General features: G+C 54.0%; 23 protein-coding genes and 1 tRNA gene. 11 read left to right on the forward strand and 13 right to left on the reverse strand.

Going from position 1 to position 24,632, the window contains the following annotated elements:
* The first annotated feature begins 32 nt into the window (after positions 1 to 32).
* The 4 genes from ACMHXI_RS06695 (at position 33) to ACMHXI_RS06710 (ending at position 4,008) form a co-directional block, all read left to right on the forward strand.
* Complete coding sequence (locus ACMHXI_RS06695) at positions 33 to 791, forward strand: class I SAM-dependent methyltransferase (protein WP_037437101.1); 759 nt, start codon at positions 33 to 35, stop codon at positions 789 to 791.
* A 177-nt stretch (positions 792 to 968) separates the two neighbouring features.
* Positions 969 to 2,714: an ankyrin repeat domain-containing protein gene (locus ACMHXI_RS06700; RefSeq protein WP_413734456.1), complete on the forward strand. Its 1,746-nt coding sequence runs from the start codon at positions 969 to 971 to the stop codon at positions 2,712 to 2,714.
* 211 nt (positions 2,715 to 2,925) lie between these two features.
* Positions 2,926 to 3,453 carry a DUF2937 family protein gene (locus ACMHXI_RS06705; RefSeq protein WP_413734458.1) on the forward strand — a complete coding sequence of 176 codons (528 nt, stop codon included), beginning with the start codon at positions 2,926 to 2,928 and terminating at the stop codon, positions 3,451 to 3,453.
* A gap of 81 nt (positions 3,454 to 3,534) precedes the next feature.
* Positions 3,535 to 4,008, forward strand: coding sequence for a peroxiredoxin (locus ACMHXI_RS06710; RefSeq protein WP_144128665.1), 474 nt, complete (start codon positions 3,535 to 3,537; stop codon positions 4,006 to 4,008).
* Between the two features lie 7 nt (positions 4,009 to 4,015).
* Here the strand turns inward: ACMHXI_RS06710 and ACMHXI_RS06715 are convergent, their stop codons facing one another.
* The 6 genes from ACMHXI_RS06715 to modA all read right to left on the reverse strand — a co-directional run bounded on the left by ACMHXI_RS06715 (position 4,016) and on the right by modA (position 10,764).
* Entirely contained in the window at positions 4,016 to 5,941 is a 1,926-nt protein-coding gene (locus ACMHXI_RS06715; RefSeq protein WP_109248095.1) for a methyl-accepting chemotaxis protein, read from the reverse strand.
* A 90-nt stretch (positions 5,942 to 6,031) separates the two neighbouring features.
* Entirely contained in the window at positions 6,032 to 7,348 is a 1,317-nt protein-coding gene (gene envZ / locus ACMHXI_RS06720; protein ID WP_044733425.1) for a two-component system sensor histidine kinase EnvZ, read from the reverse strand.
* On the reverse strand, positions 7,345 to 8,070 hold the full coding sequence (gene ompR, locus ACMHXI_RS06725; RefSeq protein ID WP_025010803.1) for a two-component system response regulator OmpR: 726 nt from the start codon (positions 8,068 to 8,070) through the stop codon (positions 7,345 to 7,347). Before ompR ends, envZ begins: the two co-directional genes overlap by 4 nt.
* Before the next feature lie 135 nt (positions 8,071 to 8,205).
* Positions 8,206 to 9,294, reverse strand: a complete 1,089-nt coding sequence (gene modC / locus ACMHXI_RS06730) for a molybdenum ABC transporter ATP-binding protein ModC (RefSeq protein WP_025010804.1) — start codon at positions 9,292 to 9,294, stop codon at positions 8,206 to 8,208.
* Positions 9,288 to 9,980, reverse strand: coding sequence for a molybdate ABC transporter permease subunit (gene modB / locus ACMHXI_RS06735; protein WP_044733466.1), 693 nt, complete (start codon positions 9,978 to 9,980; stop codon positions 9,288 to 9,290). Before modB ends, modC begins: the two co-directional genes overlap by 7 nt.
* Before the next feature lie 16 nt (positions 9,981 to 9,996).
* On the reverse strand, positions 9,997 to 10,764 hold the full coding sequence (gene modA, locus ACMHXI_RS06740; protein WP_044733426.1) for a molybdate ABC transporter substrate-binding protein: 768 nt from the start codon (positions 10,762 to 10,764) through the stop codon (positions 9,997 to 9,999).
* A 159-nt stretch (positions 10,765 to 10,923) separates the two neighbouring features.
* Here modA and ACMHXI_RS06745 point away from each other — a divergent pair, with 159 nt between their 5' ends.
* The 4 genes from ACMHXI_RS06745 (at position 10,924) to ACMHXI_RS06760 (ending at position 13,005) form a co-directional block, all read left to right on the forward strand.
* Entirely contained in the window at positions 10,924 to 11,709 is a 786-nt protein-coding gene (locus ACMHXI_RS06745) for a TOBE domain-containing protein (RefSeq protein ID WP_096142411.1), read from the forward strand.
* Between the two features lie 126 nt (positions 11,710 to 11,835).
* Positions 11,836 to 12,330, forward strand: coding sequence for a transcription elongation factor GreB (gene greB / locus ACMHXI_RS06750; protein ID WP_025888206.1), 495 nt, complete (start codon positions 11,836 to 11,838; stop codon positions 12,328 to 12,330).
* Between the two features lie 129 nt (positions 12,331 to 12,459).
* Positions 12,460 to 12,765 (forward strand): NINE protein, encoded by a 306-nt coding sequence (locus ACMHXI_RS06755; protein WP_025888205.1) that lies wholly within the window; start codon positions 12,460 to 12,462, stop codon positions 12,763 to 12,765.
* Positions 12,766 to 12,774: 9 nt separating this feature from the next.
* Positions 12,775 to 13,005, forward strand: coding sequence for a TM2 domain-containing protein (locus ACMHXI_RS06760; protein WP_025010807.1), 231 nt, complete (start codon positions 12,775 to 12,777; stop codon positions 13,003 to 13,005).
* 39 nt (positions 13,006 to 13,044) lie between these two features.
* Here the strand turns inward: ACMHXI_RS06760 and ACMHXI_RS06765 are convergent, their stop codons facing one another.
* On the reverse strand, positions 13,045 to 13,284 hold the full coding sequence (locus ACMHXI_RS06765) for a hypothetical protein (protein ID WP_028780853.1): 240 nt from the start codon (positions 13,282 to 13,284) through the stop codon (positions 13,045 to 13,047).
* 286 nt (positions 13,285 to 13,570) lie between these two features.
* Here ACMHXI_RS06765 and ACMHXI_RS06770 point away from each other — a divergent pair, with 286 nt between their 5' ends.
* The gene (locus ACMHXI_RS06770; protein WP_208193839.1) at positions 13,571 to 14,545 is read left to right on the forward strand and encodes a ribonuclease T2 family protein; all 975 of its coding nucleotides are present in this window, start codon (positions 13,571 to 13,573) and stop codon (positions 14,543 to 14,545) included.
* Positions 14,546 to 14,549: 4 nt separating this feature from the next.
* Here ACMHXI_RS06770 and ACMHXI_RS06775 read toward each other — a convergent pair whose 3' ends face one another.
* The 6 genes from ACMHXI_RS06775 to plsB all read right to left on the reverse strand — a co-directional run bounded on the left by ACMHXI_RS06775 (position 14,550) and on the right by plsB (position 22,915).
* Entirely contained in the window at positions 14,550 to 15,347 is a 798-nt protein-coding gene (locus ACMHXI_RS06775; protein ID WP_208193838.1) for a VOC family protein, read from the reverse strand.
* Between the two features lie 391 nt (positions 15,348 to 15,738).
* Positions 15,739 to 16,815: a PepSY-associated TM helix domain-containing protein gene (locus ACMHXI_RS06780; RefSeq protein ID WP_208171807.1), complete on the reverse strand. Its 1,077-nt coding sequence runs from the start codon at positions 16,813 to 16,815 to the stop codon at positions 15,739 to 15,741.
* A 15-nt stretch (positions 16,816 to 16,830) separates the two neighbouring features.
* Complete coding sequence (locus tag ACMHXI_RS06785) at positions 16,831 to 18,903, reverse strand: TonB-dependent siderophore receptor (protein ID WP_123115448.1); 2,073 nt, start codon at positions 18,901 to 18,903, stop codon at positions 16,831 to 16,833.
* A gap of 166 nt (positions 18,904 to 19,069) precedes the next feature.
* Positions 19,070 to 19,143, reverse strand: a tRNA-Gly gene (locus ACMHXI_RS06790).
* A 98-nt stretch (positions 19,144 to 19,241) separates the two neighbouring features.
* The gene (mtr, locus tag ACMHXI_RS06795; protein WP_028780849.1) at positions 19,242 to 20,489 is read right to left on the reverse strand and encodes a tryptophan permease; all 1,248 of its coding nucleotides are present in this window, start codon (positions 20,487 to 20,489) and stop codon (positions 19,242 to 19,244) included.
* Positions 20,489 to 22,915: a glycerol-3-phosphate 1-O-acyltransferase PlsB gene (gene plsB, locus ACMHXI_RS06800; protein ID WP_413734465.1), complete on the reverse strand. Its 2,427-nt coding sequence runs from the start codon at positions 22,913 to 22,915 to the stop codon at positions 20,489 to 20,491. Before plsB ends, mtr begins: the two co-directional genes overlap by 1 nt.
* 266 nt (positions 22,916 to 23,181) lie before the next feature.
* Here plsB and lexA point away from each other — a divergent pair, with 266 nt between their 5' ends.
* On the forward strand, positions 23,182 to 23,802 hold the full coding sequence (gene lexA / locus ACMHXI_RS06805; RefSeq protein WP_025010814.1) for a transcriptional repressor LexA: 621 nt from the start codon (positions 23,182 to 23,184) through the stop codon (positions 23,800 to 23,802).
* Complete coding sequence (locus ACMHXI_RS06810; RefSeq protein WP_025888195.1) at positions 23,799 to 24,290, forward strand: cell division inhibitor SulA; 492 nt, start codon at positions 23,799 to 23,801, stop codon at positions 24,288 to 24,290. The genes lexA and ACMHXI_RS06810 overlap by 4 nt, the downstream gene beginning before the upstream one ends.
* The last annotated feature ends 342 nt before the right edge of the window (positions 24,291 to 24,632 follow it).

Consider the following 24,632-nt stretch of genomic DNA (forward strand, 5'->3'; position numbering starts at 1 on the left):
ATGGCGCCAATTCAGCCAAGGACTCAAACACAGTGAAGCAGCCAAGCCATAGCATTTATTTTGATACCCGGGAGCCACGCCTGTGCGCTATTGCCGAGCGCTGGGGCCTGAAGCATTCAGAAGACTCTGTGTTTGCCTTGGGGTTTGAGCAGGAGATGCTGACCCTGTTCAAACGTGACGAACCCAAGCTTGGCGGTATCTGTGTCGATTTTGTCAGCGGTGCCGTGGCCCACAGACGTAAGTTCGGCGGCGGCCGTGGCCAGGCCATAGCCAAGGCGGTCGGTCTCAAGCAAGGCGCCTGCCCCTCAGTGGTAGATGCCACGGCCGGTCTTGGCCGTGACGCCTTTGTGCTGGCAAGCCTTGGCTGCCAAATGACTCTGATTGAACGTAACCCCTTGGTGGCGGCGCTACTGGAAGACGGTCTCAGCCGCGGTTATCAGGACAGCGAAATCGGCCCCTGGATGCAGCAAAGAATGACGCTGCTGCACGACTCCAGTCTGGAGGCGTTGAGCCAGATAAGTCCGCAACCGGATGTGGTCTATCTGGACCCCATGTATCCCCACAGAGACAAGTCGGCATTGGTAAAAAAAGAGATGCGGGTATTTCAGACCCTGGTCGGCGCCGATACCGATGCCGACGGCTTGCTGGCCCCGGCGTTGGCACTGGCGAGCAAGCGGGTAGTGGTCAAACGGCCGGACTACGCCGAAGACCTGGCCGGGGTTAAACCCAGCACTGTTATCGCCACCAAGAAAAACCGCTTCGATGTCTATGTCAAAGCGGCGATGAACTGAGTCGACAAGGAACATAGAGCCGCGCCATTTTGTGGCTCGCCGCATATTTTGCTCCGCACTTTTGGGCAAGACTTATCGGATCAGCCCCATAAACAGAGTTCAGGAAATATCACAATGCAGTTCAGGATGATGTTTGTATGTGTTTTGATGGGAATCTTTCTCTTTGGCAAACCAGCTATGGCCGCAAGCGCTAAGCCCGACACAGCTGCAGCCACAACTGCGGCGCACAAGCTGAACAGTTTGGATGAGGAGGGTCTGTCGCCACTGATGCGAGCTGTATTGGATGGCCAACTGGACTCGGTAAAGCAGCTGATTGCTCAGGGCGCTGACATCAACCTTGAGAACCCTGCCGGCTGGAATGCGCTGTTGATGTCACCCACTCCTGAGATGGCAAAGCTGCTGATTGAGCAAGGCGCCGATATTCACGCCAGTAGTCAAAATGGTTTCAACTCTCTGCTGGTTGCCACCAAGTTGGGGGATCTGGCCCTGATCTCTTTTCTGCTTGAGAAAAATATCGATATTAACGCCTCAAACCAATATGGCTGGACGGCTCTGATGGTGGCCGTCGAGTTTGGCCATCAGCAGGCGATCTCTTTGCTGCTGGAGAACGGCGCCAATCTCGAACAAAAGAATAACGGCGGCTGGGGGTTACCGGAGATAGCGGCCCACAATAATCATCTGGATATCTTCAAGTCATTATTGAATAAAACCGGCCAGGTGCTCTCCAAGGAATATGCCGAAGAGATTTCCATCATTGCGCTCAAAAACGGTGCCACAGAGATTTTGGATTACCTGGTAAAACAGCAAAGAGTCGCCCTTGGCAACAAGGAGCAGATGCTCAAGACGGCCGTATCGGCCGGCAGCCTGGCTTCGATTAAGTACCTGGTATCCAAGGGCGCCGACATCAATGCCCTACTGGTAATAAATGCCGAGCGCAGTAGTACACCGCTGATGATATCTGCGAATCGGGGCGACCTGGATATAGTGAAGTATCTTTTGAATAAGGGGGCGAAACTCGATACCCAGGACACAGACGGAGTGACCGCTCTCGCTTACTCCGTGCGTGATGACAACCTAGAGGTTGTGCGCTATTTGGTGGCCAAGGGCGCCAATTTAAACGTCAAGGGTAGCTATAAAGAAACCCTGATGCATCAACTCGTGGGCACAGATGATGCCAAAGTCTTTAATTATCTGGTGGAGAGTGGTGCCGACATTAATCAAACCAACGGCTCTGGCAACAGCCCCTTGTATTACGCAGCTTGGTTTGGCCGGCTGGATTATGTCACTACTCTGGTACGCCACGGCGCCAATATCACCAAACAAGATATTGAGAGAGCCGTTATGAGTAGCCAACTGGAAATAACCAGACAATTACTCGACAACGCGCCGCCAGGCCTTCTCACGGCTGAAACCTTGGTTGAGTTATTGTACTCGGCTGCGGGGAAAGAGAGCGTAGAGATGGTCAAACTCCTGGTTGAAAGAGGCGCCGACATTAACGGGCATTCTGGGAGTCGCCAGGAAACCGCTTTAATGGCGGCATCAATGTACCGACACCTGGACACGGTCAAATACCTTATCGGCATCAATGTCGATGTGAATGCCAGAGATAGTGACGGCCGCCCTGCGTTGATGTACGCCGCCAATCCGATTCAAGGAGCAGGTGAAAAAAGCAATCTTGAGGTGGTAAAGGCCTTGGTTGAGTCAAAGGCTGACTTGACCCTGGTCAGCCACTCGGGGGAAACCATGCTGGAGCAGATGGTGAGAACCAGTGATATCCAGGACTTTAACTATGTTTTGAGCAAGCTCGGTGCTGACATACTTCCGCAAGGCCATAAGGCACTTAAGCGTGCTATCAGCTACCAAAAGCAGGAATTTATTGATTCCCTGTCCCAATATGGGATCAAGCCTCCGGTGGAAAAATAACCCACATCATTGCGCTTGAGGAGGCTCTGCTATGCCAGGCCTATGTTCAGCGGTAGGCACTTGTCAAAACCGCCCGCTTGAGTCAGCATCCATTTTGGTTGCAGCCCTGTGTGCTATAGGCGACACAGATAGAGCGGCAACAAAGCCAGAACCGGTCAGTTAAGATACAGGGCGGCTGCGGCAATCTGGTTTGGCCGGAACTCAGGGAGGCATGATGCTTAGAACCATACGCGACTATCTCAGACTACTGCTGTTCTTTGTGGGGGTGCTGGCGGGGATCCAGCTCCCCGGCTTTGTCGATCAATATGGCAAGAGCCTGCAGGCCCACCTGAGCGAGATCCAAACCCAATTGGCCGGGTTTCAGCGCGATGCCGACCGTTTCTTCGGTGGCGATCTGGATAAACTTATCGCCCACTATGTGACCAACAAAGATCCGGTATTTACCTCCGGCGGCGACAAGCTCAACGCCATGGTAGAACGCCGCTCCGAGTTGCAGCAGGCCTTGGCCGACTTCCGCGAGAGTCTCTACAGCCCCTACCTGCAACTGGCGTTTGCGCCACAGGCGGGTATCCGCCGCGAAGTGTGGGACAACTACAGCCACAATATTCTGCTCAAGGGCGATGCCATTGCCATTGGCCTACTCAGTGGCTTGCTGCTCGCAGCCTCGGCCGAACTGCTGCTCAGCTTATGCTGGCTGGCGTTGCGAACGCTGTTTCGGCGCCGGCCGGCTGCCGCCTGATTGCCCCTGTAGAATGTCTGTGTTTGTCCACTCCATTAACGGCTATGATGGTTTGTAATTCCAACTGAAAGGACAAATACCATGATTGCACAAGGTCAAACTCTGCCGGATGCCACTCTGAGCCAACTAGGTAAAGAGGGCATGATCAACCACAAGGTTAAGGAACTGTTTGCCGGCAAGAAGGCCGTGCTATTTGCTGTTCCCGGTGCCTTTACCCCCACCTGCTCCGAGGCTCACCTGCCGGGTTATGTGGTGCTGGCCGATGAACTCAAGGCCAAGGGCGTCGATATCATTGCCTGTGTGTCGGTCAACGATGCCTTTGTGATGAAAGCCTGGGGTGAAACCCAAAACGCCGGTGAGATCATGATGTTGGCCGATGGCGATGGTGCCTTCACCAAGGCGCTGGGGCTGGAAATGGACACTGGCGCCTTCGGAGGCTTACGCTCGCAGCGCTATGCCATGGTGATAGACGATGGCGTGGTTTCTTTGTTGAATGTGGAAGCGCCCAAGACTTTCGAAGTCAGCAAGGCCGAAACCATACTGGCGAGCCTCTAATAGCGACTCAGGCGGCTTTAATGCCGAGATTCTGTTCTATCTCGGCGACACCTGCAGCCACCTGAGAGGCGATTGCCTGCCCCTGCTCTGAGGCGGTGATCGCCTGGCTGCGCAGCTGTTCCATGGCGCTGGAGAAGGATTGCAGATGCGCCAGCTGTGACTGGGCATACTCAGTACCCTGCTGAGTCCCACTCGCCATGGCAAAAGCCTGCTGTCTCACCTCCTGCGCCAGCTGTTTCAGGCTCTCGGCTCTCTGTCTCTGCCTGTCGGTCGCCTCGGCTATGCCATCCATACTCTGCCCCAGACTCTTGTTGGCATTGGTAAGCCGATTGAGAATGGCACCTATCTCATCGAGCGAGCTCTGGGTGCGACTGGAAAGGCTGCGCACCTCATCGGCCACCACGGCAAAGCCTCGGCCCTGCTCACCGGCACGGGCGGCTTCTATGGCGGCATTGAGCGCCAACAGATTAGTCTGCCCGGCGATATTGCCTATCACGTCGATGATTCCCGCCACAGCCGCCACTGAATCATCCAGACTGGCAAGCGCTTGATGACACTCGGCAACGGCGGTGCGGGTTGAATCTGTGGCCTCCAGCATCTGCTGCGCTTCGAGTTCACTCTGGTGCATCTGTTCGGCGGTATTGCCGGCACGGGTGGCCAGCGAAGCTGAGCTGTCACTCACCAGTCCGGCCAATTCACTGAGCTCCAGCGTTTGCTGCCGAGCCTGATCCACCACTTGTTGGGTCTCACGGGTACTACCGGCCATTTCACTGATTTTTTGCACCAGGGCCGATAGGCTTTGGGAGATACGCGCCAATTGCTGCCGCTGCTGTTCATCCTCTGACTCGAAACGATTCAGCAGAGCATTAAAATGGGCGGCTATCTGGCCGGTTTCACAGCGACGACTGATATTGAGGCGCTCGCGGGTATTGGACTCACTCAGCTGACTGAAGGCGGTGTTGAGCAGCTGCAACGGCTTCACCACCCTGAGCTGCTGCAAAATCAAATAAGCCACGGCAAATAAGGCCAGCACCCCCAAAGCCAGATAGAGCCAAAGCTGCAGCTCGTGTTTGAGCTTGTCGGTACGCCGTTGCTGCTCAGCGGCCATGGTCAGCAAGTTCTGCTGCAACTTGTGCATATCGGCGCGCAGCGCATCCTGCATCTGACGGTTATCCAACAGTTGCTGCTCGGTATTGGTCACTTCCTTGGCGTAGCGACTGCTGAGACTCAGAAGTTCGGCGCGGTAGCTCTCGCCTATCTCCTCGCGCTCGGGTTCATCGTCACCCAGGGCAAATTCATCGGCCTCTACTGTGCGATAGAGACCAAGTAGTGGCAAGGCGCTGAGTCTGTCATGCCAGTCGGCCAACTGGGTTATGGTGCTGTCGAGGTAAGGCTTGAGTCTTTGCTCCCGTCCGAGCAAGTAATCCTGGGTCAGCTGTGACAACTGGTAAACCAGCGGCGGAAGCTCCCGACTGAGCTGCAGGTATTCATGCGCCACTTGCGGCGCCGTTGCCAGCCCTTGATCGCCGTAATCCGCCAGGCGCTTGTTGTTGTCCAACATTTCGGTTTCGGCATGGGCCAACAGCTGCCTGGGATTTCCGGCCAACTTGCCGGCGGCGCGGTATTTGCCATCCAGAGCCGTCACCAATTGCGCCAGCTCCTGTGCCAGCTGTGAATCTACCGGCAAACGGTCATGAATATCATTGAGCTGGGCTCTGGCCTGCTCCAATCGCCCGGCATCGCCACTGGCGAGATACTTATCCAGATTGGCACGGATATCCACCAAAAATTCTTGCTGCAAGCCTTGCAGCGTCTGGCTCTGCAGTTCTGCCTCTTGTCTCTGTTCACTGCTCCAGAGCACCAGTGAGGCGAGCAAGGCCGCCAACAAGAGCAACAACGCCGAAGCGCCGAGAGAAAGGGTGGAAATCTTCATGGCAAACTGCGCCCAATTGATTGAACTGAGAGCAGTTTATGACTGGAGCATGACAGTTGAATGACAATCGGCCATAAAGCGTATGGCGTGTTAATCTCTTGGCAACCACACCTGAGCGTGCAGCCCACCCTGAGGGCGATTGCTGAGAATGACCTTGCCCTGATGCCTGTCTATGATGCGTTTGATGATCGCCAGTCCCAACCCTGAGCCGACGCTGCCGCGGGCACTGTCACCTTGGGTAAAGGGCTGGAACAGCTTGGGGATCTGGCTCTCGGCAATACCCGGGCCATTGTCTTCCACACTAAAACCTATGCGGTGTTTTTCCACTTGGGAAGCGATACGGATCCAGCCGCGGCCATAGCGGAAGGCGTTTTCCACCAGATTGCCGATCACCCGCTTGATGGCCAGGCTCTGCATCGGCACTTCGGGGCACTCGGCCAGTACCAGCTCTATTTCACCGACTCTGTTGCTCTCGGCCTGGGCCACTTCGCGGATTAAACGGTTGATCTGTTCCGGCTCGCGAATGCTCTCCTGATCCTGGCGGATATAGGCGATAAACTGATTGATGATGGCATCCATGTCTTCAATGTCTTTGACTATGCCCTCCTGCAGGTAGGCATCGTCGTCCACCATCATCTCGGAAGCCAGACGAATTCGGGTCAGGGGCGTTCGCAGGTCATGGGAGATGCCCGCCATCAGCAGCGCCCTGTCCTGCTCCAGCTGTTTCATACTCTGGGACATACGGTTAAAGGCATTGGTCACTTCGACGAGCTCACTGGAGCCGGTCAACGGCAGCGGGTCAGGGAAATTGCCTCTGGAAACTGAGATAGCCGCCTTTTGCAGCCGCCTCAGCGGCCGGTTCTGTTGCCGGGCAAACCACCAGCCACCGGCGACACTCAAGGCGCCTATCACCAACAGATAGAGGTTAAGGGGCGACAGGGCATTTTCGTTCCAGCCATTGAGGGGAACCTTGATCCAGATGGAGGGAGCCTGAGGCGGGCGGATCCAGATCTGCAGCAGATTGCTCTGTGCAATACGCACTTCGGCCGGGCCACCGAGATATTCCGACATCTGGGCTGAGAGGAAACCATAGTAGGTCGCCCGCTCGATACCGGCTTCCCTGGCCTGTTTCTGGTTATAGACATGCATGCCATCGTCGCGCACCTTGGCATTGAGTGCATCCACTATGGTGAGGTGTTCACGGCCCACCTCGACCCCATCGACAAACAACAGATTGATCTGGCGGGCGATAAGCTGGTTGATCTGCTGGTAACTGGGCTTAATGAAATAAACCGTCACAGTCAAATAGGAGACCAGCTGATTGATCAGCAGCAGACAGCCTATCAGCATGACCGTTTGGCTGAAGGCACTCCTGGGCAACAGGCGTTGCCACCAGCGCAGCTTCATTTACGGGCGGCACCATCTGGCACAAACACGTACCCCAGGCCCCAAACCGTTTGGATATAGCGCGGGTTGGCGGGATCCTTTTCAATCAGCCGCCTAAGCCGGGAAACCTGAACGTCGATGGAACGCTCCAACGCCGAATAGTCACGGCCACGGGCCAGATTCATCAGCTTGTCGCGGGACAAAGGCTCCCTGGGGTGGGTCACCAACACCTTGAGCACGGCAAATTCACCACTGGTGAGGGCGATGGACTCTTCATTGTGGTACATCTCGCGGGTAGCCAGGTTGAGACTGAACTCGCCGAAACTGACCATCTCTTCCTGCTGCGAAGGCGCGCCGGGGATCTCCTGCACCTGACGGCGCATTACCGCCTTGATCCGTGCCAGCAATTCTCTGGGGTTGAAGGGTTTTGGCAGATAGTCATCGGCGCCGAGTTCCAGGCCTATGATGCGGTCGACTTCATCGCCCTTGGCGGTCAGCATCACTATCGGCAGTGGGTTGCCCTGTTGTCGCAGGCGGCGGCAGATGGACAGGCCATCTTCTCCCGGCAACATAAGGTCGAGCACCAGCAGGTGAAAGTTCTCCCGCTCCAGCAAGCGATCCATCTGCTCGGCATTGGCGGCGCTGCGTACCTGATAGCCTTGTTCCATCAGATAGCGCTCCAGCAAGGCCCGCAGCCTCATATCATCATCGACAACCAGAATCTTGGAGGTTTCTTGTCCCATGGGCTATTCCTCGAGTGCCAAGCCTGAAACTTGCACAATAGTATCTGAAAAAGTGGCCAAATATCTTAAATTTAGCCATTTTGATACCAAAAATCACCCGAGACTTTGTAACAGTAGTTGATCTTCTGTTGCACCTCAGTGAGAACGGGCCAAGTCGGCGGCCGTGAGGCTGACCCCTTTGATCTGGGCGAAGAGCGACATACCGGGCTGCAACGCCAGCTCCTCGAGGGCCCAGCGGGTAATATTGGCCCACAGCGGCATACCCGCCAGCCTCAGCCTGAGCTGCACATAGTCGCGGCTGTCGACCCGGCTCACCTCTTCCAGGGTTACCGGCAGGATATTGCGAATACTGCTGCCGCTCGGCACCTGCAGGCACACAGAGACCTGGTTGCTGTGAACCCGCACCCGTATCGGCTTATCCTGTTTGGGCAACAGTTCATTGACCCACAAGCTGTTGCCGTCAGCAAGCTGCAAACGTGTCATGGCATATTCGGGATGACTCTCGGCCACAGTGGCATGCAGCAAGGAGCTTTGTTCCTGAGCACTGAGCCAGGGTCTCAGCTCGTCACTGTCCCACACCTGTTCCAGCGGGCCGCTGAGGACGCAGCGGCCCTTGTCCAGCACCAGCATCTGATCCGCCAGTTGCAGAATTTCATCCAGACTGTGGCTGACATAGATAATCGGCAGCTTAAGTTCGGCGGTGAGCCTCTGTAAGTAGGGCAACAGCTCGCGCTTGCGCGGCAAGTCGAGCGATGCCAGCGGTTCATCCATCAAGAGGATCTCTGGGCGGGTCAGCAAGGCCCGGCCTATGGCGACCCGCTGCTTTTCCCCGCCGGAGAGAGTGAAGGGAAAACGGTCGAGCAGTTTCTCCAGCCCCAAGAGTTGTACCACGGTATCAAACTCGCGACTGTCTTTATCCTTGCGGCCATAATTGAGATTGCCGCGCACCCGATAGTGGGGAAACAACCTGGCATCCTGAAACACAAAGCCGGCGTTACGCCGCTCAGGTGGCAAGTTGATCTTCTTCTCTTTATGAAACAACCAGCGCTCTCCCAAGCGGATCTCACCGGCATCCGGCGTTGCCAGGCCACCGAGAATATTGACCAGCGAGGTCTTGCCGGCGCCCGAACGGCCAAAGACGGCGCTGACCCCGGAGAGGGGTAATTCTGTGTCAACATCCAGCAGGGTTTGCCCTAGCTGTTGCCTGATAGCGATTTTCAGCATTGTCCCAGCGTCCTCTGTTGCGCCCGCTTGCTGAGCCATTGGGAGGCGATCAGCGAGGCCAGTGAAATCAATATCGCAATCACACACAGCCTGGCGGCCTGGGCTTCGGCGCCCGGGGTCTCGATAAAAGAGTACATGGCCAAGGGAATGGTGCGGGTTTCACCGGGTATGTTGGAAACAAAGGTAATGGTGGAGCCGAACTCCCCGAGGCTGCGGGCAAAGGCCAGCACCATGCCCGAGACTATGCCGGGCGCGGTCAGAGGCAAGCTGATGGTGAAGAAGACCTTGAGCCGGCCGGCGCCCAAGGTGCGCGCCGCCTGCTCCAGACGCACATCCACCCCTTCGAGCGCCTGACGAATGGCACGAACCATTAACGGGAATGACACCACCGCAGCTGCCAGTGCGGCGCCGCGCCAGCTGAAACTAAAGCTGAAGCCAAAAGTGTCATAGAGCCAGCCACCGAGAAAACCGCTGCGGCCCATGGAGACCAGCAACAAATACCCTATGACCACAGGTGGCAGCACCAGTGGCAGGTGGATCAGGCTATCGAGCACAGACTTGCCGGGAAACTCCAGCCGCGCCAGCACCCAGGCACACAAAATGCCAAGCGGCAGGCTGCAGAGCACGGCCACAGTGGACACCTTGAGACTGAGCAGCAAGGCGGCCACTTCATAGTCGGTCAATATGCTCAAGGACAAGTTCTCAGTTTACGCCGAAGCCGTATTTGGCAAATACCGCCTTGGCAGCGTCAGACTGCAGGAATTGATAGAAACCTTCGGCGCCTTTGCTGTGCTCTTTACCCACCAACGCCATGGGATAACTGATTGGCTTGTGAGTCTTTTCCGGGAATACCGCCAGCTGTTTTACCCCTTTGGCAACCTTGGCATCTGTGGAATAGACAATCCCCAGAGATGACTCGCCGCGTTCGACCAACGCCAAGGCGCCGCGAACACTATTGGCTCTAGCCAGCAGAGGTTCGGCCTGTTGCCACAAAGCTAAATTTTCCAGCGCCTGCTTGGCATAGCGACCGGCCGGCACATGATCAGGATCGCCAACCGCCATCCGACTGTTACCCAGAGCTTGCTTGAGATCCCAGGAAGCCGAGATTTCAACCTGGTTCAGCGCACTGCTTTTCGGCGCGATCAGCACCAGCGTGTTACGCAGCAGAGTGACCCGGCTGCCGGCGTCGATGGCCTTGTTTTCATCGAGATAGTCCATCCATTTCTGGTTAGCCGACAGAAACAGCTCAGCGGGCGCACCTTGGGCAATCTGGCGAGCCAGCGTCGAAGAGGACGCAAAAGAGAACACAGTTTCAGTGTCATGCTTGCGGTCATATTCGGCGCCCAGTTCATTCATGGCATTGGTGAGTGAGGCGGCGGCAAAGACGGTGACTTTTTCCTTGGCACTGACGTTAAAGGCCAACAACAGCCCCAAAGCCAGGCTCAGGGCAGGACGGAATAGGGACTTCATAACGACTCCTTGATGAGATATATGCACTATTTGACACTGCCAACGTTATATACATAGTTATATAACGATAAGCAAGCCTGTGATCGTCAGTGAGTGATCCCTGTGGTCTTTATCAACGCAATAAGGGAGAATAACCCCGACACTGATAAGGAATACGCCATGGATCTCAAAGCCCTGTTGACTCTCAACAATGCCGATAAACTGTTTGCCAATCCCAAGCGCATTGCGCTGTTGAAACAGATACGCATTACCGGCTCCATCAGCCAGGGAGCCAAACAGGCAGGCATCAGTTACAAGGCGGCCTGGGATGCGGTCAACGACATGAATCTGCAGGCCCCTCAGCCAGTGATCAGCAGTGAAAAGGGTGGCAAGGGAGGTGGCGGCGCCAAGTTGACCGAGTTTGGCGAGCGTCTGCTGAAGCTCTACGAACTGATGGATCAGATGCAGGACATGGTGCTCAAAGCGCTGTTGGACGCAGCCGTCCCCATGGATAACCTGCTGGATCTGATGGCACACTTCTCGCTCAAGACCAGCGCCCGCAATCAACTGGCCGGTGAAGTTATTGCGCTCAAGGATGATTCTCTCAATGACAATGTCAGGGTCAAATTGGCCGGCGGGCAGGAGATAGATGCCGCCATCACCCATGCCAGCACTGACAAACTGGGGCTGCATATCGGCAAGAAGGTATTGCTGCTGTTCAAGGCTCCCGCTGTCAGTATCCACTCGCTGCAGCAGCCCCTCAGCAGTGGCAACCGCCTCAAAGGCCAGTTGTTGCAAATCAAACGCGATACCCAGCGCAGCGAAATTACCCTGGATATCGGCGGCAACGACCGCCTCTACGCTTCGGTATGTAACGACAGCATTGAGGGCTTGCCATTGGCTCTGGGCGATCATCTACAAGCCTGCTTCGAGCCGGGGCAGACACTCATCGCCTGTGTTAAATGACAAACAAAGGCATCCTGTTTATCCCATTGGCAAGAAGGCGCACTTGCAAGCACGCCTGAGTTCTGTAAATCTTCTGCATTATTGGCATCGGCGCCTGGCGCCATCAGCAGTTGACCGAAAAAATCGATGAAAGCCCATTTGATTACCCGTAAGGGCTGGGAAGCCCTGGATAAAGAACTCAAATACCTGTGGAAGGAATACCGCCCCGAGATCACCCTAAAAGTGCAAGAGGCAGCGGCCCAGGGCGATCGCTCCGAAAACGCAGATTACACCTACAACAAACGCTTGTTGCGGCAGATAGATCGCCGAATCCGCTATCTGGTTAAACGCCTGGAAGAGTTGAAGATTGTTGACTACTCACCGCAGCAGGAAGGAAAGGTGTTCTTCGGCGCTTGGGTCGAACTGGAAAATGACCAGGGCACAGTGGTGCGCTACCGGATTGTCGGCAAGGACGAGATAGACACCAAGAAAGGCTATATCACTATAGATTCCCCTATGGCCAGGGCCCTCATAGGTAAACAGGTTGACGATGAAGTTCAGGTGCAAACGCCATCAGGGGTCAAAGAGTGGTACATCAATGTGATCCAATACCAAGCGTTTGAAACAGAAACGCCAGAATAATCTCAATTTAACATTTTGTTATTGATAAAAATCCCTTGAAAAGGGTAGACTCCACCTGTTTGGCTCGAAGATGTGCAGGGAGATGCCTGCCGGGCCAGATTATTCAGCTTTCAACAAAGGAACAAGGAAGTGCAGACTCTCAGCAAATCCGATAAGAGTTATGGCGTAGCCGTGTGTCTTTCAGGCATTTTCGGCATCTTGGGCATACATCACTTTTACTGTGGCCGTATACTCCATGGCCTGTTCGATCTCGGTCTGGCAATAGTAGGTATTACGCTCATTTCAACCGACGAACCTACGTTGGTATTCACTGGAATAGCGGTGCTTGCAGTCGATATTATCCACACTGTGATAGTCACTTTTATGTTACTGGTGGGAAGCTACAAAGATGGGCAGGGTAAGCTGATCACTTACCCGGGACAAAAGTTAACTTAAGGACAAACAATGACAATCGAAAATGAGCAACTGAGCGACAAGGGTTTCGTTCCTACTCTGCTGCTGTGCTTCTTCCTGGGTGGCTTCGGCGTACACCGTTTTTACACCGGCAAAATCGGCACTGGTCTGCTGATGTTGGTGACTCTGGGTGGCCTGGGTATCTGGACTCTGATCGACTTCGTTCGTATCGCCATCGGTAGTTTCCGTGACTCCGAAGGCCGACTGATCAAGTCAGCCTGATCCCTGAATGCCAGTGGTGCAAGCCACTGGCATCCATACTCACTCCTGCGAAAGCACTCTTCCCTTACTTAGCATCTCTTCCGCTTCCTGGCGTTCTTGCTCCCTTTGTGCCTGGGTGGTACATCTTCTGATCGGCATTCTTGAACCTGTCACTGTGACTTTTTCACAGCGGTAACCATCACTGCGCTCCACATCTGTTTGCGCCTGCTGCGTTTCATCAGTACTGCTGCAAGCACCCAGACAAAGCACCATAACCGCCGCGGGAATACATCCTTTCATTAACTTTTTCCTGTAAAATTCTGCTGTCATTGCCAAACTACACAATTAATCGACAAGCAACAATTACGTTTCATTTAACCAACAATGACAAAGATACAAATTGGTGCGGCTTATTCGTTGCCAAAGCATCGACTATTTCGGCTATAGCGCGTTTTATCTGAATCTTGGCCCCAAAACCAAAGATCCGTTTTTTAACATAAGTTGCGCGCCAAACCGGCATGGATACAAAGTGTCACATGGCAAAACTAAAATCCGCATGATGACAGTTTCACCCAAGAGGAATCTTATGACCCGCTTACTGATACTACTGCTGTGGCTGTTGCCTGTAGGCATAATGGCTGCACCATTTTCCGGTGAGTTGCTGATAGACAAGGCTTGTCCGCTGTTTCAATCGAAGAACAAGGGCACTAATCCCGGGCAGCTTTACAGCAGCCCAGGGCAGAGACTGGTGATAGTTGAGCGCCTCGGCCAAGACTCTCCCTCTTGGTTCAGGGTCAAGACCTCGGCGGTGCAATCACCACTGCGCTGGATTGCCGCTGATTGTGGCCAACTGCAAGCAGGCGCAATGCCAACTGAACCTCAAACCAAAAACGCCTGCAACCTGGCCGACAAATACGATAGCCATCTGCTGGCTCTGTCGTGGCAAAACGCCTTTTGCGAGTCAAGAGGTTCAAGTAAGGCCGAATGTCGCAGCCAGAGCGCCGATCGCTTCGATGCCAATCATTTCAGCTTGCACGGCTTATGGCCCAATAAGCGTTCCTGCGGTATCAGCTATGGCTATTGCGGCAAGGTCAAACACAAGCCCGATAACTTCTGCGCTTATCCCGCCATTGAGTTGAGTGAAGCCTTATCCCAACGCCTGGGGCGCGTGATGCCCAGTCACGCCTATGGCAGCTGCCTGGAGCGGCACGAATGGTGGAAACACGGCAGCTGCCGGGATGAAAGTGCCGAAGCTTATTTTTCATTGGCACTCAGGCTAACGGCAGAGGTGAATCAGGCAACGCCCTTGCTTAATCTGCTGCAGCAAAATATCGGCACAAAAATAGCGACCGCTTCTTTGAGACAAGCGTTTCAGCAGAGCTTCGGCCCAGAGAGCGGCCACAAGCTGAGTCTTAAATGCCACCAGGGCATGCTGACCGAAATTCAACTCAGCCTTCCAGCCAAGATAGATAACAGCAATCTAAAGGCGCTGCTGGAGCAGGCGCCCAGAGTTGCCCCAGGCAACTGCGGCAACTATATGCTCATCGATGCCGCCAACTGAGAGATTAGAGTGCCATTGTCAGGCGAATAATGTTGAATACAGCTCCCTGTGGGTCGTTGATCACCGCAAAGCGCCCCACATTGGGAATATCTGTTGGCGGCACACAAACCTTGCCGCCCAGTTCGGCCGCCCGACTGGCCATCACATCACAATCATCAACACTGAAATAGATCATCCAGTGGGGCGGCACATCGCCCCACTGCTCTGTCATTTCCAGCATGCCGCCAATGCCTTCATCACCACTCTCGCCATTGAGTAACCATTCTGTGTATTCAAAGTCGGCAGCGTTCTCACTGCGGCGCATCTGCCAGTTGAACACCTTGGGATAAAAAGTTTTGGCCAGTTCGGATTGCCGACAGGCGAGCTCTACCCAGCACAGAGTATTGGCTTCCCATTTACGTCCGGCACCAGGATGTTCGACACCTTGCCAAACCGAAAAATGGGCCCCTTCCGGGTCAGTAAACAGGGCCATTTTACCTGCGCTGCCAACTTCATGAGGGCCCATCAGAAGCTGGCCTCCGGCGGAGCTGACAGCTTCGATACACGCATTAATATCCTCCACCGCGAAATAAACCGCCCAGTGGCTGGGAACACCCTGCTGCTGCAATTCGGCGGGCAATTGATACATGGCACCTATATCCTCATGGGCCTGCTGCAACATGGTATAGGCGCCTTCCGGCATGGGGATATCTTCGGCCTGCCAACCAAAGAGTCGACAATAAAAGTGCTTGGCACTATTCCAGTCCTGCGTCCCCAACTCGACCCAGCAGGGTTCACCATGTCTGTATGCTGTAATCTTCATTACCGATTCCCTTTCAATGTGAAGCTGTGGAGGCTGACCAAGGTCGGTTCCGTTTAAGGTAAACGCTAACAGAAATTATACCAAGCTGTATAGAAAGTGTTCGGCGAGAGGAAAGGGTTAAGCCGTAAAGATGTAAAAAAAGCCGTAGTCTGTTAGTTGGCATAAGCTTCTCCCTGTCACTCCTCCCTGAGCGACGCAGTGTGCCAACTAACAGACTACGGCGGAACAATGAGACTCGATATCTCGTGCGTAAAAAGGATGCAAAAGGGTAATGGACCAAGCCCACTTTGCAGACTCGATACTAAAGAAAGCCCCCTTGGGTGCCTATCAGACAAATCCCAAGGGGGCTTGGATTTATTCCCAATGAAGGGATACTTTTTGGTGTCACGCCTTATCGGCGGGCTGTTCGCTTACGGCCCCGCACCCGGCTGCGCCACATCCAAAAACCGGACAGCGCCATCAAGCAGGGCAAGAAACCCAACAGACACCAAAGAATTCGGGTTGTCAGGCCACCAAAAGTGCCGTAGTGCAATGGTCTGAAACTATCGACAAACTGGTATAGCGTCCCGGCAGTACGGACATCGAAACTGCTGCTGAGCTTGGCGGTCTGATCGTCGAAACTGATGATGGAACCAAAACGGCTGCGCAGTGGCCCCTTGTTATCTTGATGACCAAAGAAGTGCACTCCCGGATAACTGGGGTCGGGTAAGCGTACATAGGTAGTGACAAACCCGGGCAACGCTTCTTGGGTGGCGGCCAGCATGGCATCGAAATCCAGCTCTGCATTGTAGTAGCGCTTGGTCAGCACAAACTGGCTGTCGTCGTGACCACCGAACTCTTCATCAATGAAGTGATCTATGTTCCACCAGGCTCCGGTAAACCCCAGAATAAGGAAAACCGGCACACCGAGAATTCCCAACATTTTGTGGCCATCACTGAGCAGCAGACGTAAGCCGCGGCCAAACCTCAGGGTAAACAGAGTACGCCAAAAATGACGATGCAGAACTATGCCGCTGAGCCCAAGCAGGATCAGCAGCACTGACACCAATGCCGACAAGAGTAATCCCGCATGATCCAGCAGCAAGGTATAGTGCAGTTCAAGCAGCCAGTCGGTCAGCATATGTGTCATGGACATGGGCGGGCTGAGCAGTTGCCCCGTGGCGGGATCCAACCACAGCTTTTGCCACTCATAGCTGCCCATCTTGGCAACATAGAGACTATCGGCTTCCCCATTGGCGGCAAACTCCCAACCGAGTATTTCATGCTCAGGCAGAGCCTGATCCGCATGCTTCAGCAGTTGTCCGAAGCCCAGCCGGGAATCGGCGCTGGCCAGCACCTGTTCAGGGCTAAGCCAGGCATCCAATTCGGCCTTGAACACCAATAGGCTGCCACTGAGCGCTATGATAAACAGCGGCACAGCGACAATCAGCCCCAGCAGCCCATGCCATTTCCACAGGAATCTACGCATAACAGCAGGACTTCCTTACCAGTGAACACTCAGACTGAGCTTGAACTGACGCCCCTCGCCAGGCATAACCCGCAATAAGCTGTCAGAGCCGGAATAGTAATCTTCATCCAGCAGATTGGTGACGATGAACTTGAGATCATAATCATCCCAGCTGTAGCCCAGATTGAGATCCACCAGAGTGTAAGCCGGCAGGAAGAAATCATCGCCACTGTTCAATACCGACTGGGCGTTGCCCTGCTGCTTACCGTAGTGATTCACCCCGGCCGCCATACTCATGCCGGAAAGCATACCCTCATCTATGTTGTATTTGAGCCAGCCGCCCAAGGCATAACGGGGCACATTGGCAACCCAGTTGTCGTATTCGGCGTCCACCGCATGGGTATAAGCCGCATGACCGATAAACTGCAGCGAGTCGCTGACCAACCACTGCATGTCCAGTTCAGCCCCTTTACTGTTGAGTTCTCCGGAAGCTAGATAGGTAAAGTTACCACCAGTGTCCACATTGGCGATGGCGATATTCTTCTTGGTCAGATCATAGAGTGACAAGGTAGCATTGAGATCGCCATCGAGCGCCTTGGCCTTGAGGCCAACTTCCCACTGACTGCCCTCTTCCGGATCCAGCACTTTGCCATTGGCATCGACATAGGACTGAGGCGTGAAGGCTTCCGAGTAGCTGGCGAAGGCAACCCAATCGTCGTTGAAGGCGTAACTCAGCCCAGCTCGTGGACTGAGCTTATTCTCATATTCATCCACAGATGCTTGCTTATATCTGTCGAGCCTGGCCCCCAGCGTCATGCTCCAGTGGTCACCCCAGTCGATTTGATCCTGGAAATAGAGGCCGAAGATACGGTTTTCCACTTCTGATTCAGGGCCAAAGTTATTGAGTTCCTGCTCCGGGAATACGCTGTAATCCGGATTATAGAGATTGATCACCGGGTACTGGCTGCCGAGGGCGCTGCGGGTCTTGAGATCCGACAGGAAAATATCCAACCCTGTGGTAAAGGTATGCTCTGTATCCCCGAGATAGAAACTGCCATTAAAGCCACTGTCTATCGCCCATGTCTGCCACTGGGTTTGATAGCTGAACTTGTACAGTGTCATGTCACCGCTGATTGCATCATAGCTGCTGGGATAATAGAGGTTATTCCAGTCGCTGGAGGCATCCTGATACCTGAAGTTCTGACGAAAACTGATGTTATCCGTCAGTTGATAGCGAAACTCATAGCCTATTCGGTAGGTTTCATCCTCTATGGTGCCGGGATCTTTGATATTACCGTAGAAGAGTTCTGAAGGCAGTTGCCCAAGCTCGGATGGCAACACTGTCCCCTGGGCAGGTAGTGGCATTCCGGGTTGATTGCTGTCCTTGGTGTAGCTGGTCAACAGGGTCAACATGGCTTTGTCACTCAGCTCGAAAGTGACGGATGGTGCAATAAAGACTCTATCCTGGCCATCGACATAATCCGTCTCATTGGCACCTTCCCGGTAGGTCAGCCCCAAACGGCCATAGATATTGCCTTCTTCATTCAACACTTGGTTGAGATCGGCATTCACTTCCCGATAGTCGTTGCTGCCAAGGCGTAAATCCAGATTGCCAAAGTCGCTACCGGTTGGCCTCTTGGTGACCAGGTTCACCATACCGGCTATGGCTCCCGAACCATAGAGGGTGGACGACGGGCCCTTCATCACTTCCAGGGTTTCCAGGTTGGATTGCTCGACGTTGGCCCCCAAGCCGTTATCATTCAGCCTGAGACCATCCAGATAGATCTCTTTCGAAGCATCGAAACCGCGGATCCGGAAATAGTCATATCCCTTGTAATAACCACCAGGTTGCACCCCGGCAACGTTCTTAAGCGAATCCTGCAGTAACACGGCGCCCTGCTCGTCGAGGAAATTCTTCGACAATATCTGAATATTCTGCGGTGCCTTGAGCAGATTGAAATCACCCTTGGTAGTGGATGGGGAGGTGGCCTTTGTGGTCACGATAATCCTTTCGATACTGGTATCGGCGGCTTCCTCTGCACTCACTGCACTTGCCGACATCAGTGCCACAGTCAGCCCCGAGATTATCGGTAAGCTGGATCTGGACATGGATTGAGATTTCCTTGGTTGAATGAATCAGCGCACGATACTAACACCAATGATAACGATTTGCGTTAACTTTAATGAGACAAACGTCAGTTAAGTGTAAAGTCGCCAAAAGGCTCACAAAGATACAAAAAGTAACAAAGGTAATCACAAGAAGGATGGGCGATTTTGGAGCGGGTGATGGGAATCGAACCCACGTATGCAGCTTGGGAAGCTGCCGTTCTACCATTGAACTACACCCGCACGAAATACTCGGCGTGGATGGTATAAATTACTGACTTTTATAGTCTTGTCAAGGTGGGGCTCTCTCATTCCCTTGAAAAAGAGAGCCGCTCCTCACTTCAGGAATACTTGGGTAACATGCCGGCCATGGCCAACAGATGACAGGCGGCCGTCAGCACCCCAAACAGCACCACTATGGCTATCAAAGGCGTACCACCCGGTACGCGAAAACCCGGGTTATCGGCAAACTGTTGCCTCGAGCGCCAAGCCATCAAGGCCGGCACTATTACAGCCCAAACCGTGGCCGCCAAGGCAGCGAAGCCGATGGCAACCAGGAAGCCATCTGGAAACAGCATACCTAGCAGAGTCGGAGGCAGGAAAGTCACCAGGGCGGTCTTGACCCTGCCGCTGCGACTGTCGTCAAAACCAAACAGATCTGCCAGATAGTCAAACAAGCCCAAGGTTACCCCAAGGAATGAAGACGCCACGGCCAGATTGGCAAACAGGGTGAGCATGGTGTTGAGCAGCGAGTTATCCATCACCTTGGACAAGGCGCCAACCAACACCCCCATATTGCCGCCCTGGGCAATAATGGCGCCGAATTCACCGCGGGAAATATTACCCATGGTTGCCACCAGCCAACACAGGTAGATAGCCAAGGCGATAAAGGTACCAACAAAAATCGCCTTGATTATGGTGCCCGGCTGTTTGCCGTAGTATTTCACCAGAGACGGCACATTGCCGTGATAACCAAAACTGGCCAGGCCGAAAGGAATGGCCGCCCACAGATATGAGCCATAGCTGCTCTCACCATTAGGTAGCAGTAGCTTACTGGTATCAACGCCGATCAACAGATTGCCTATCGCCAGAAAGAAGCTGATGATCATCCCTCCCAACATTATGGTAGTGATCCGATCCACGGCCTTGGTGCTGATAAGCACAACCAGCGCCAGCACCAGTGCAAACACCAAGGCGGCAAAACTCTGCGGCAGGCTGATATCCATACCTTCCAGGCTATGATTGACTATGGAGCCGCCGCCACTGATATAGGCATAAGTGAGAATATAGAGCACGAAGGTTATCGAAGCGCCGTTAAGCACCCGCCAAAACTGCCCCAGGGTCTCCTTGGTGAGGGTGTCAAAGCTGGCACCGGGTTCAAAATGCAGGTTGGTTTCCAGCAGCAGCAGCCCGGACATGAACATGCAAAACCACACCCCCAGCAGCATAAGCACAGAGTAGCCAAACCACATGCCGGCGCCTTCTACCGGCAGGGAAAACATGCCAGCACCGACTGTGGTCCCGGCGATGATCATGGCGCCGCCCAGCAAAGACGCCTTGGCAGGCGCCGCATTCATATGATTGGCCATCAGGCCTCCTGTTCGGCGGCGACGCTGTCGACTATGGTTTGCTTGACCTGTGGACGCAGCAGCTGGTTGGCATAATCCCGGGTTCGTTCTATATCATGGCGGGTATCTTCCTTGGTGAGATACCCCAGCTCTTTGAGCTTGATACTCAAGATGCCGTAGAGTTTCTTGTCGTAAAACTCGGGGGCCGTAATCCCATGCAGCGCGCCCAAACGACTGGCCAATTTATGGCTTTCGCGCTCCAAATCGCCACGCTCAATACCTGGGTGAGCGGCCAGCAAATTAAGGATGATGGCGTAGCGCTGCAGGGTTTCGCTCATAGTTTCAGCCAGCAGCGCCAGCGGATTTATGCCGGCTTCCAGCACCCGGAAACCATTGGCTTCTTCGGCGACCAAACCTTTGGCAATGAAACGATCCAGCAGCTGATCGGCATAGGCTCTGACATCGGCCTTACCCATAAACAGCTCGGCCTGCAGCAGAGGGTAGAAATCCTCAAGCACCGCCTGCATCTGAGCTCGGCTGCACTGCTCCAGGCGCACCAGGCAGCTGGCCAGCAAAGAAGGCACCATAAACAGGTGAATGATGTTGTTGCGATAGTAAGTCATGGTTACCGCGATCGACTCGTCGATTGAGATGATATCGCCCAGTTCATCTTCCTGAACCGTGAACTTATTCAGCTCCAGACCTTGTTGCAGCAACTGCTTACCGTCGCCCTCAGCGACAGAAGTATACTGGGTATATGGCACTTCCTTGAGCAGATCCAGATACAAGTCCAACTGACGTTCCAACTGGCTTCGCTCCAGCGCATTCTGTTCTGATGACAAGAGTACCAGGCTGGTAAGAGTCACGGCGCTGGCTGCGGCGGCATCGTTGATATGAGTCATCACCCTATTGGCCAGAGTATTAACCGCCGGAGTCAGCCAGCTGGGTTTCTGCTCGGGATCGGCCGCCACTTCTTCGCGCCAGTTGGGCGCCGCTTCACTGAGGAAATTCTGCAGCGTCACAGGCTCACCAAAGTTCACATACCCCTGACCGAAATTGCCCAGCTTACGCAAGGCGCCAACCACCTGCCAAACAGATTCTTTCTGCTTTTTCTTGCCGCTGAGTTCTTTGTGGTAAGTGGCCACTTCCATGACATGGTCGTAGCCCAGGTACACGGGCACCAGAGTCACCGGCCGTTCAATGCCCCGCAGCACAGAGTTGACTGTCATCGCCAGCATCCCTGTCTTGGGTGACAACAGCCGCCCGGTACGAGAGCGGCCACCTTCGGTGAAGTATTCGACCGAATAGCCTTTGGCAAACAGCTGATCCAGATACTCGCGGAACACAGCGGTATAAAGCTTGTTACCGTTGAAGCTGCGGCGGATGAAGAAAGCACCACCGCGGCGGAACATGGGCCCGGCGGGCCAGAAGTTCAAGTTGATACCGGCGGCTATATGGGGCGGAACCATACCCTGAAAATAGAGAATATAGGAGAGCAGCAGGTAATCCATATGACTGCGGTGGCAAGGCACATAAACTATCTCATGCCCATCGTGGTGCAGCTGGCGTATCTGCTCGGCGCCCTTGATGTTGATCCCCTTGTAGAGCTTGTTCCACAACCAGGTGAGGATCCGCTCGGCAATACGCACCAGGCTGTCGGAATAGTGGGCGGCAATCTCATCGAGATACTCTTCCGCCATCTCCCTGGCTCTGGCCTCGGGGATCTTCTTGGCTGCGGCCTCTTCTTTAATCGCCTTTTTCAGCGTTTCCGAGCGCAGCAACTCATTGAACAGAGCCTGACGGTTGGGCAGCACGGGCCCAGTCATCACCTTGCGTTGCCGGCGGAAATGTACCCTGGCCACCCGTGACAACTTATGGGCAATAGCCTTGTCGGTCCCATGTTCATCGGCCATCAGCCGCAACGACACGGCATTGGAAAACTGCACAAAGTTGTCGCGCCCCAGGAACAGGATCATCAGAAACTTGCGCAGCCAAGTGGGATTTTCCCGCTCAAATACGGCGGCACGCATGCTGTCATCTTCCTTACCCGGAGTGCGGCCCCAATAGAGGCTCACTGGCACCAATTGAATATCCAGTTGTGGATTGGCCTGATGCAGGTTCAGCAGAGAAGTGAAACAGCTGAGAAATGGCTTGTTGCTCTTGCGCTTGCCGAATAGGGGCTTGGCTCCTTCCAGGCAGACGACTCGGGGAACGGTAATATCATCAACCTTGAGTGCCTCATAAGGACAAGGCAAACCAAACTTACGGGTGACTTCCGCCAATGCCGTAATATCACTGACAGATTCCGTCTTCATTACATAGGCCATCGGCTTGGCCGGATCCAGGTTCAAATCGGCGAAAGGATCCTGAGGCACCACAGTGGTATGCACCAGCTTGCTTTGGAGCCAGCGAAGAGATTTAAACCAGAATGAATCTTGTTTGGACATGTTTTTTTCAGTGTCTGAGCCACAATCAATAGCCCAATAGAATACCAGAATTTCCTGAACCTTAGCTAGGGAAGGTGCGAACCGGCCCCGGCAGTTCCTCTGGCCAATGCCTTGAACTCCCCATGCTGCATGGGCCAAGCCGTTAAAACCAAAGCACCGAATGGCTTACTTAGCCACTCCCTAAAAGTTTCAGTTTTGGTTAATACTTGCACTGATAAAAATACTGTATATACTGACAGGTACTGTATGAAAAAACAGGAATCACCATGAGACCACTGACACCGCGCCAGGCACAGATTCTGGAACTGATTAAACGCAATATAGCCGACACCGGCATGCCGCCAACCCGGGCCGAAATTGCTACCCGGCTGGGCTTCAAGAGCGCCAATGCCGCCGAGGAACACCTTAAGGCATTGGCCAAGAAAGGCTGTATTGAGATCATGCCAGGCACCTCTCGTGGTATTCGCCTGCCTCATGATGAACAAGCGGAGTCAGAAACAGGCTTGCCCTTGATTGGTCAGGTTGCCGCTGGTGAACCCATACTGGCACAGGAACACGTTGAGCAGTATTACCAGGTCGACCCTGGCATGTTCCACCCCAATGCCGACTTTCTGCTGCGGGTACGCGGCGACAGCATGAAGAACATAGGTATTCTCGAAGGTGATCTCCTGGCGGTTCACAAGGTACAGGAAGCCCGTAACGGTCAAGTCGTGGTGGCCAGGGTTGAAGACGATGTAACTGTGAAACGCTTTGAAAAGAAAGGTAATGTGGTTTATCTACATGCCGAGAACGAGGCTTACTCCCCAATCAAAGTCGACCTGACTTTCCAGCCATTGACCATTGAAGGACTGGCGGTAGGGATAATACGCAATGGAGACTGGCTATGAGCATAATGACTGGCAACGCCCCAAGACACCCAGGCCTGTGGACAGACACCAGTATTGCCGGCAATCAGCCTTGGCAACATACCGGCATCTCCAGCTTGGCCAGCCATAGCCAGGGACGTCAGGAATTATTGCGCCTCTGCCCTCAATTGGCGCAATTGAGTCAACAGGGACGCTGGATAGTCTTGATTAACGCCCCGGCCAGCATAGGTTACAAAGAAACCTTAGCAAGGGCCGGTGTCAGAATGGATAGAGTACTCTTGGTGCGCACCAAGGATGAAGTAGAAGCCTTGTGGGCAACGGAAAGAGCCCTGACCAACGGCACCTCCAGTGCAGTGATCAGTTGGATAGACAGCCTGGATGCCCGTGATAACCGCCGATTGCAGCTGGTCGCCCGTAACGCCAGAGCCATGGGCATAGTGTTGGAAACGGGACAGCAGGCGAAAGAGGTGGATAACCACCTCAACGAACTTACCCACTCCATCCATTGATTGTGTTTAAAGGCCATCCCTGGGATGGCCTTTTTGGTGCAATGCCTTCCCCTGTCAATCGGCGGCAAACCGCGCAGCTCTGCTACTCACACAGAATTCACCTCTGGATTAACAGACGCTTTTTTTTCATATAGTTAGAAAACATCGTGATCTTGATCAATATTTAATCTACAAGTAATGTAAGAACAACGATTGTGTTATCTCCATGCAATTCGTCGTAGGTTGACCGCCCCATTTCGATTCATAGCGAGTGGTGCCGTCGCCGGAAATGCTGAGTATATTCAGCGGTAAGTGCAACAGTGGTCACCACCTGTATACCTAGAGCTAAGTGAAACCGCCGCC

Origin of the sequence: Shewanella sp. BJSY2023SW005 (assembly GCF_047314585.1) — a bacterium.
GTDB classification, from domain to species: Bacteria; Pseudomonadota; Gammaproteobacteria; order Enterobacterales; family Shewanellaceae; genus Shewanella; species Shewanella algae.

Excerpts from the sequence above, each read along its gene's own strand:
- ACMHXI_RS06700 (WP_413734456.1), top strand. The coding sequence starts at position 969 with ATGGCCGCAAGCGCTAAGCCCGACACAGCTGCAGCCACAACTGCGGCG.
- ACMHXI_RS06705 (WP_413734458.1), top strand. The coding sequence starts at position 2,926 with ATGATGCTTAGAACCATACGCGACTATCTCAGACTACTGCTGTTCTTT.
- ACMHXI_RS06710 (WP_144128665.1), top strand. The coding sequence starts at position 3,535 with ATGATTGCACAAGGTCAAACTCTGCCGGATGCCACTCTGAGCCAACTA.
- ACMHXI_RS06715 (WP_109248095.1), bottom strand. The coding sequence starts at position 5,941 with ATGAAGATTTCCACCCTTTCTCTCGGCGCTTCGGCGTTGTTGCTCTTG.
- envZ (WP_044733425.1), bottom strand. The coding sequence starts at position 7,348 with ATGAAGCTGCGCTGGTGGCAACGCCTGTTGCCCAGGAGTGCCTTCAGC.
- ompR (WP_025010803.1), bottom strand. The coding sequence starts at position 8,070 with ATGGGACAAGAAACCTCCAAGATTCTGGTTGTCGATGATGATATGAGG.
- modC (WP_025010804.1), bottom strand. The coding sequence starts at position 9,294 with ATGCTGAAAATCGCTATCAGGCAACAGCTAGGGCAAACCCTGCTGGAT.
- modA (WP_044733426.1), bottom strand. The coding sequence starts at position 10,764 with ATGAAGTCCCTATTCCGTCCTGCCCTGAGCCTGGCTTTGGGGCTGTTG.
- ACMHXI_RS06745 (WP_096142411.1), top strand. The coding sequence starts at position 10,924 with ATGGATCTCAAAGCCCTGTTGACTCTCAACAATGCCGATAAACTGTTT.
- greB (WP_025888206.1), top strand. The coding sequence starts at position 11,836 with ATGAAAGCCCATTTGATTACCCGTAAGGGCTGGGAAGCCCTGGATAAA.
- ACMHXI_RS06760 (WP_025010807.1), top strand. The coding sequence starts at position 12,775 with ATGACAATCGAAAATGAGCAACTGAGCGACAAGGGTTTCGTTCCTACT.
- ACMHXI_RS06765 (WP_028780853.1), bottom strand. The coding sequence starts at position 13,284 with ATGAAAGGATGTATTCCCGCGGCGGTTATGGTGCTTTGTCTGGGTGCT.
- ACMHXI_RS06770 (WP_208193839.1), top strand. The coding sequence starts at position 13,571 with ATGACCCGCTTACTGATACTACTGCTGTGGCTGTTGCCTGTAGGCATA.
- ACMHXI_RS06775 (WP_208193838.1), bottom strand. The coding sequence starts at position 15,347 with ATGAAGATTACAGCATACAGACATGGTGAACCCTGCTGGGTCGAGTTG.
- ACMHXI_RS06780 (WP_208171807.1), bottom strand. The coding sequence starts at position 16,815 with ATGCGTAGATTCCTGTGGAAATGGCATGGGCTGCTGGGGCTGATTGTC.
- ACMHXI_RS06785 (WP_123115448.1), bottom strand. The coding sequence starts at position 18,903 with ATGTCCAGATCCAGCTTACCGATAATCTCGGGGCTGACTGTGGCACTG.
- mtr (WP_028780849.1), bottom strand. The coding sequence starts at position 20,489 with ATGGCCAATCATATGAATGCGGCGCCTGCCAAGGCGTCTTTGCTGGGC.
- plsB (WP_413734465.1), bottom strand. The coding sequence starts at position 22,915 with ATGTCCAAACAAGATTCATTCTGGTTTAAATCTCTTCGCTGGCTCCAA.
- lexA (WP_025010814.1), top strand. The coding sequence starts at position 23,182 with ATGAGACCACTGACACCGCGCCAGGCACAGATTCTGGAACTGATTAAA.
- ACMHXI_RS06810 (WP_025888195.1), top strand. The coding sequence starts at position 23,799 with ATGAGCATAATGACTGGCAACGCCCCAAGACACCCAGGCCTGTGGACA.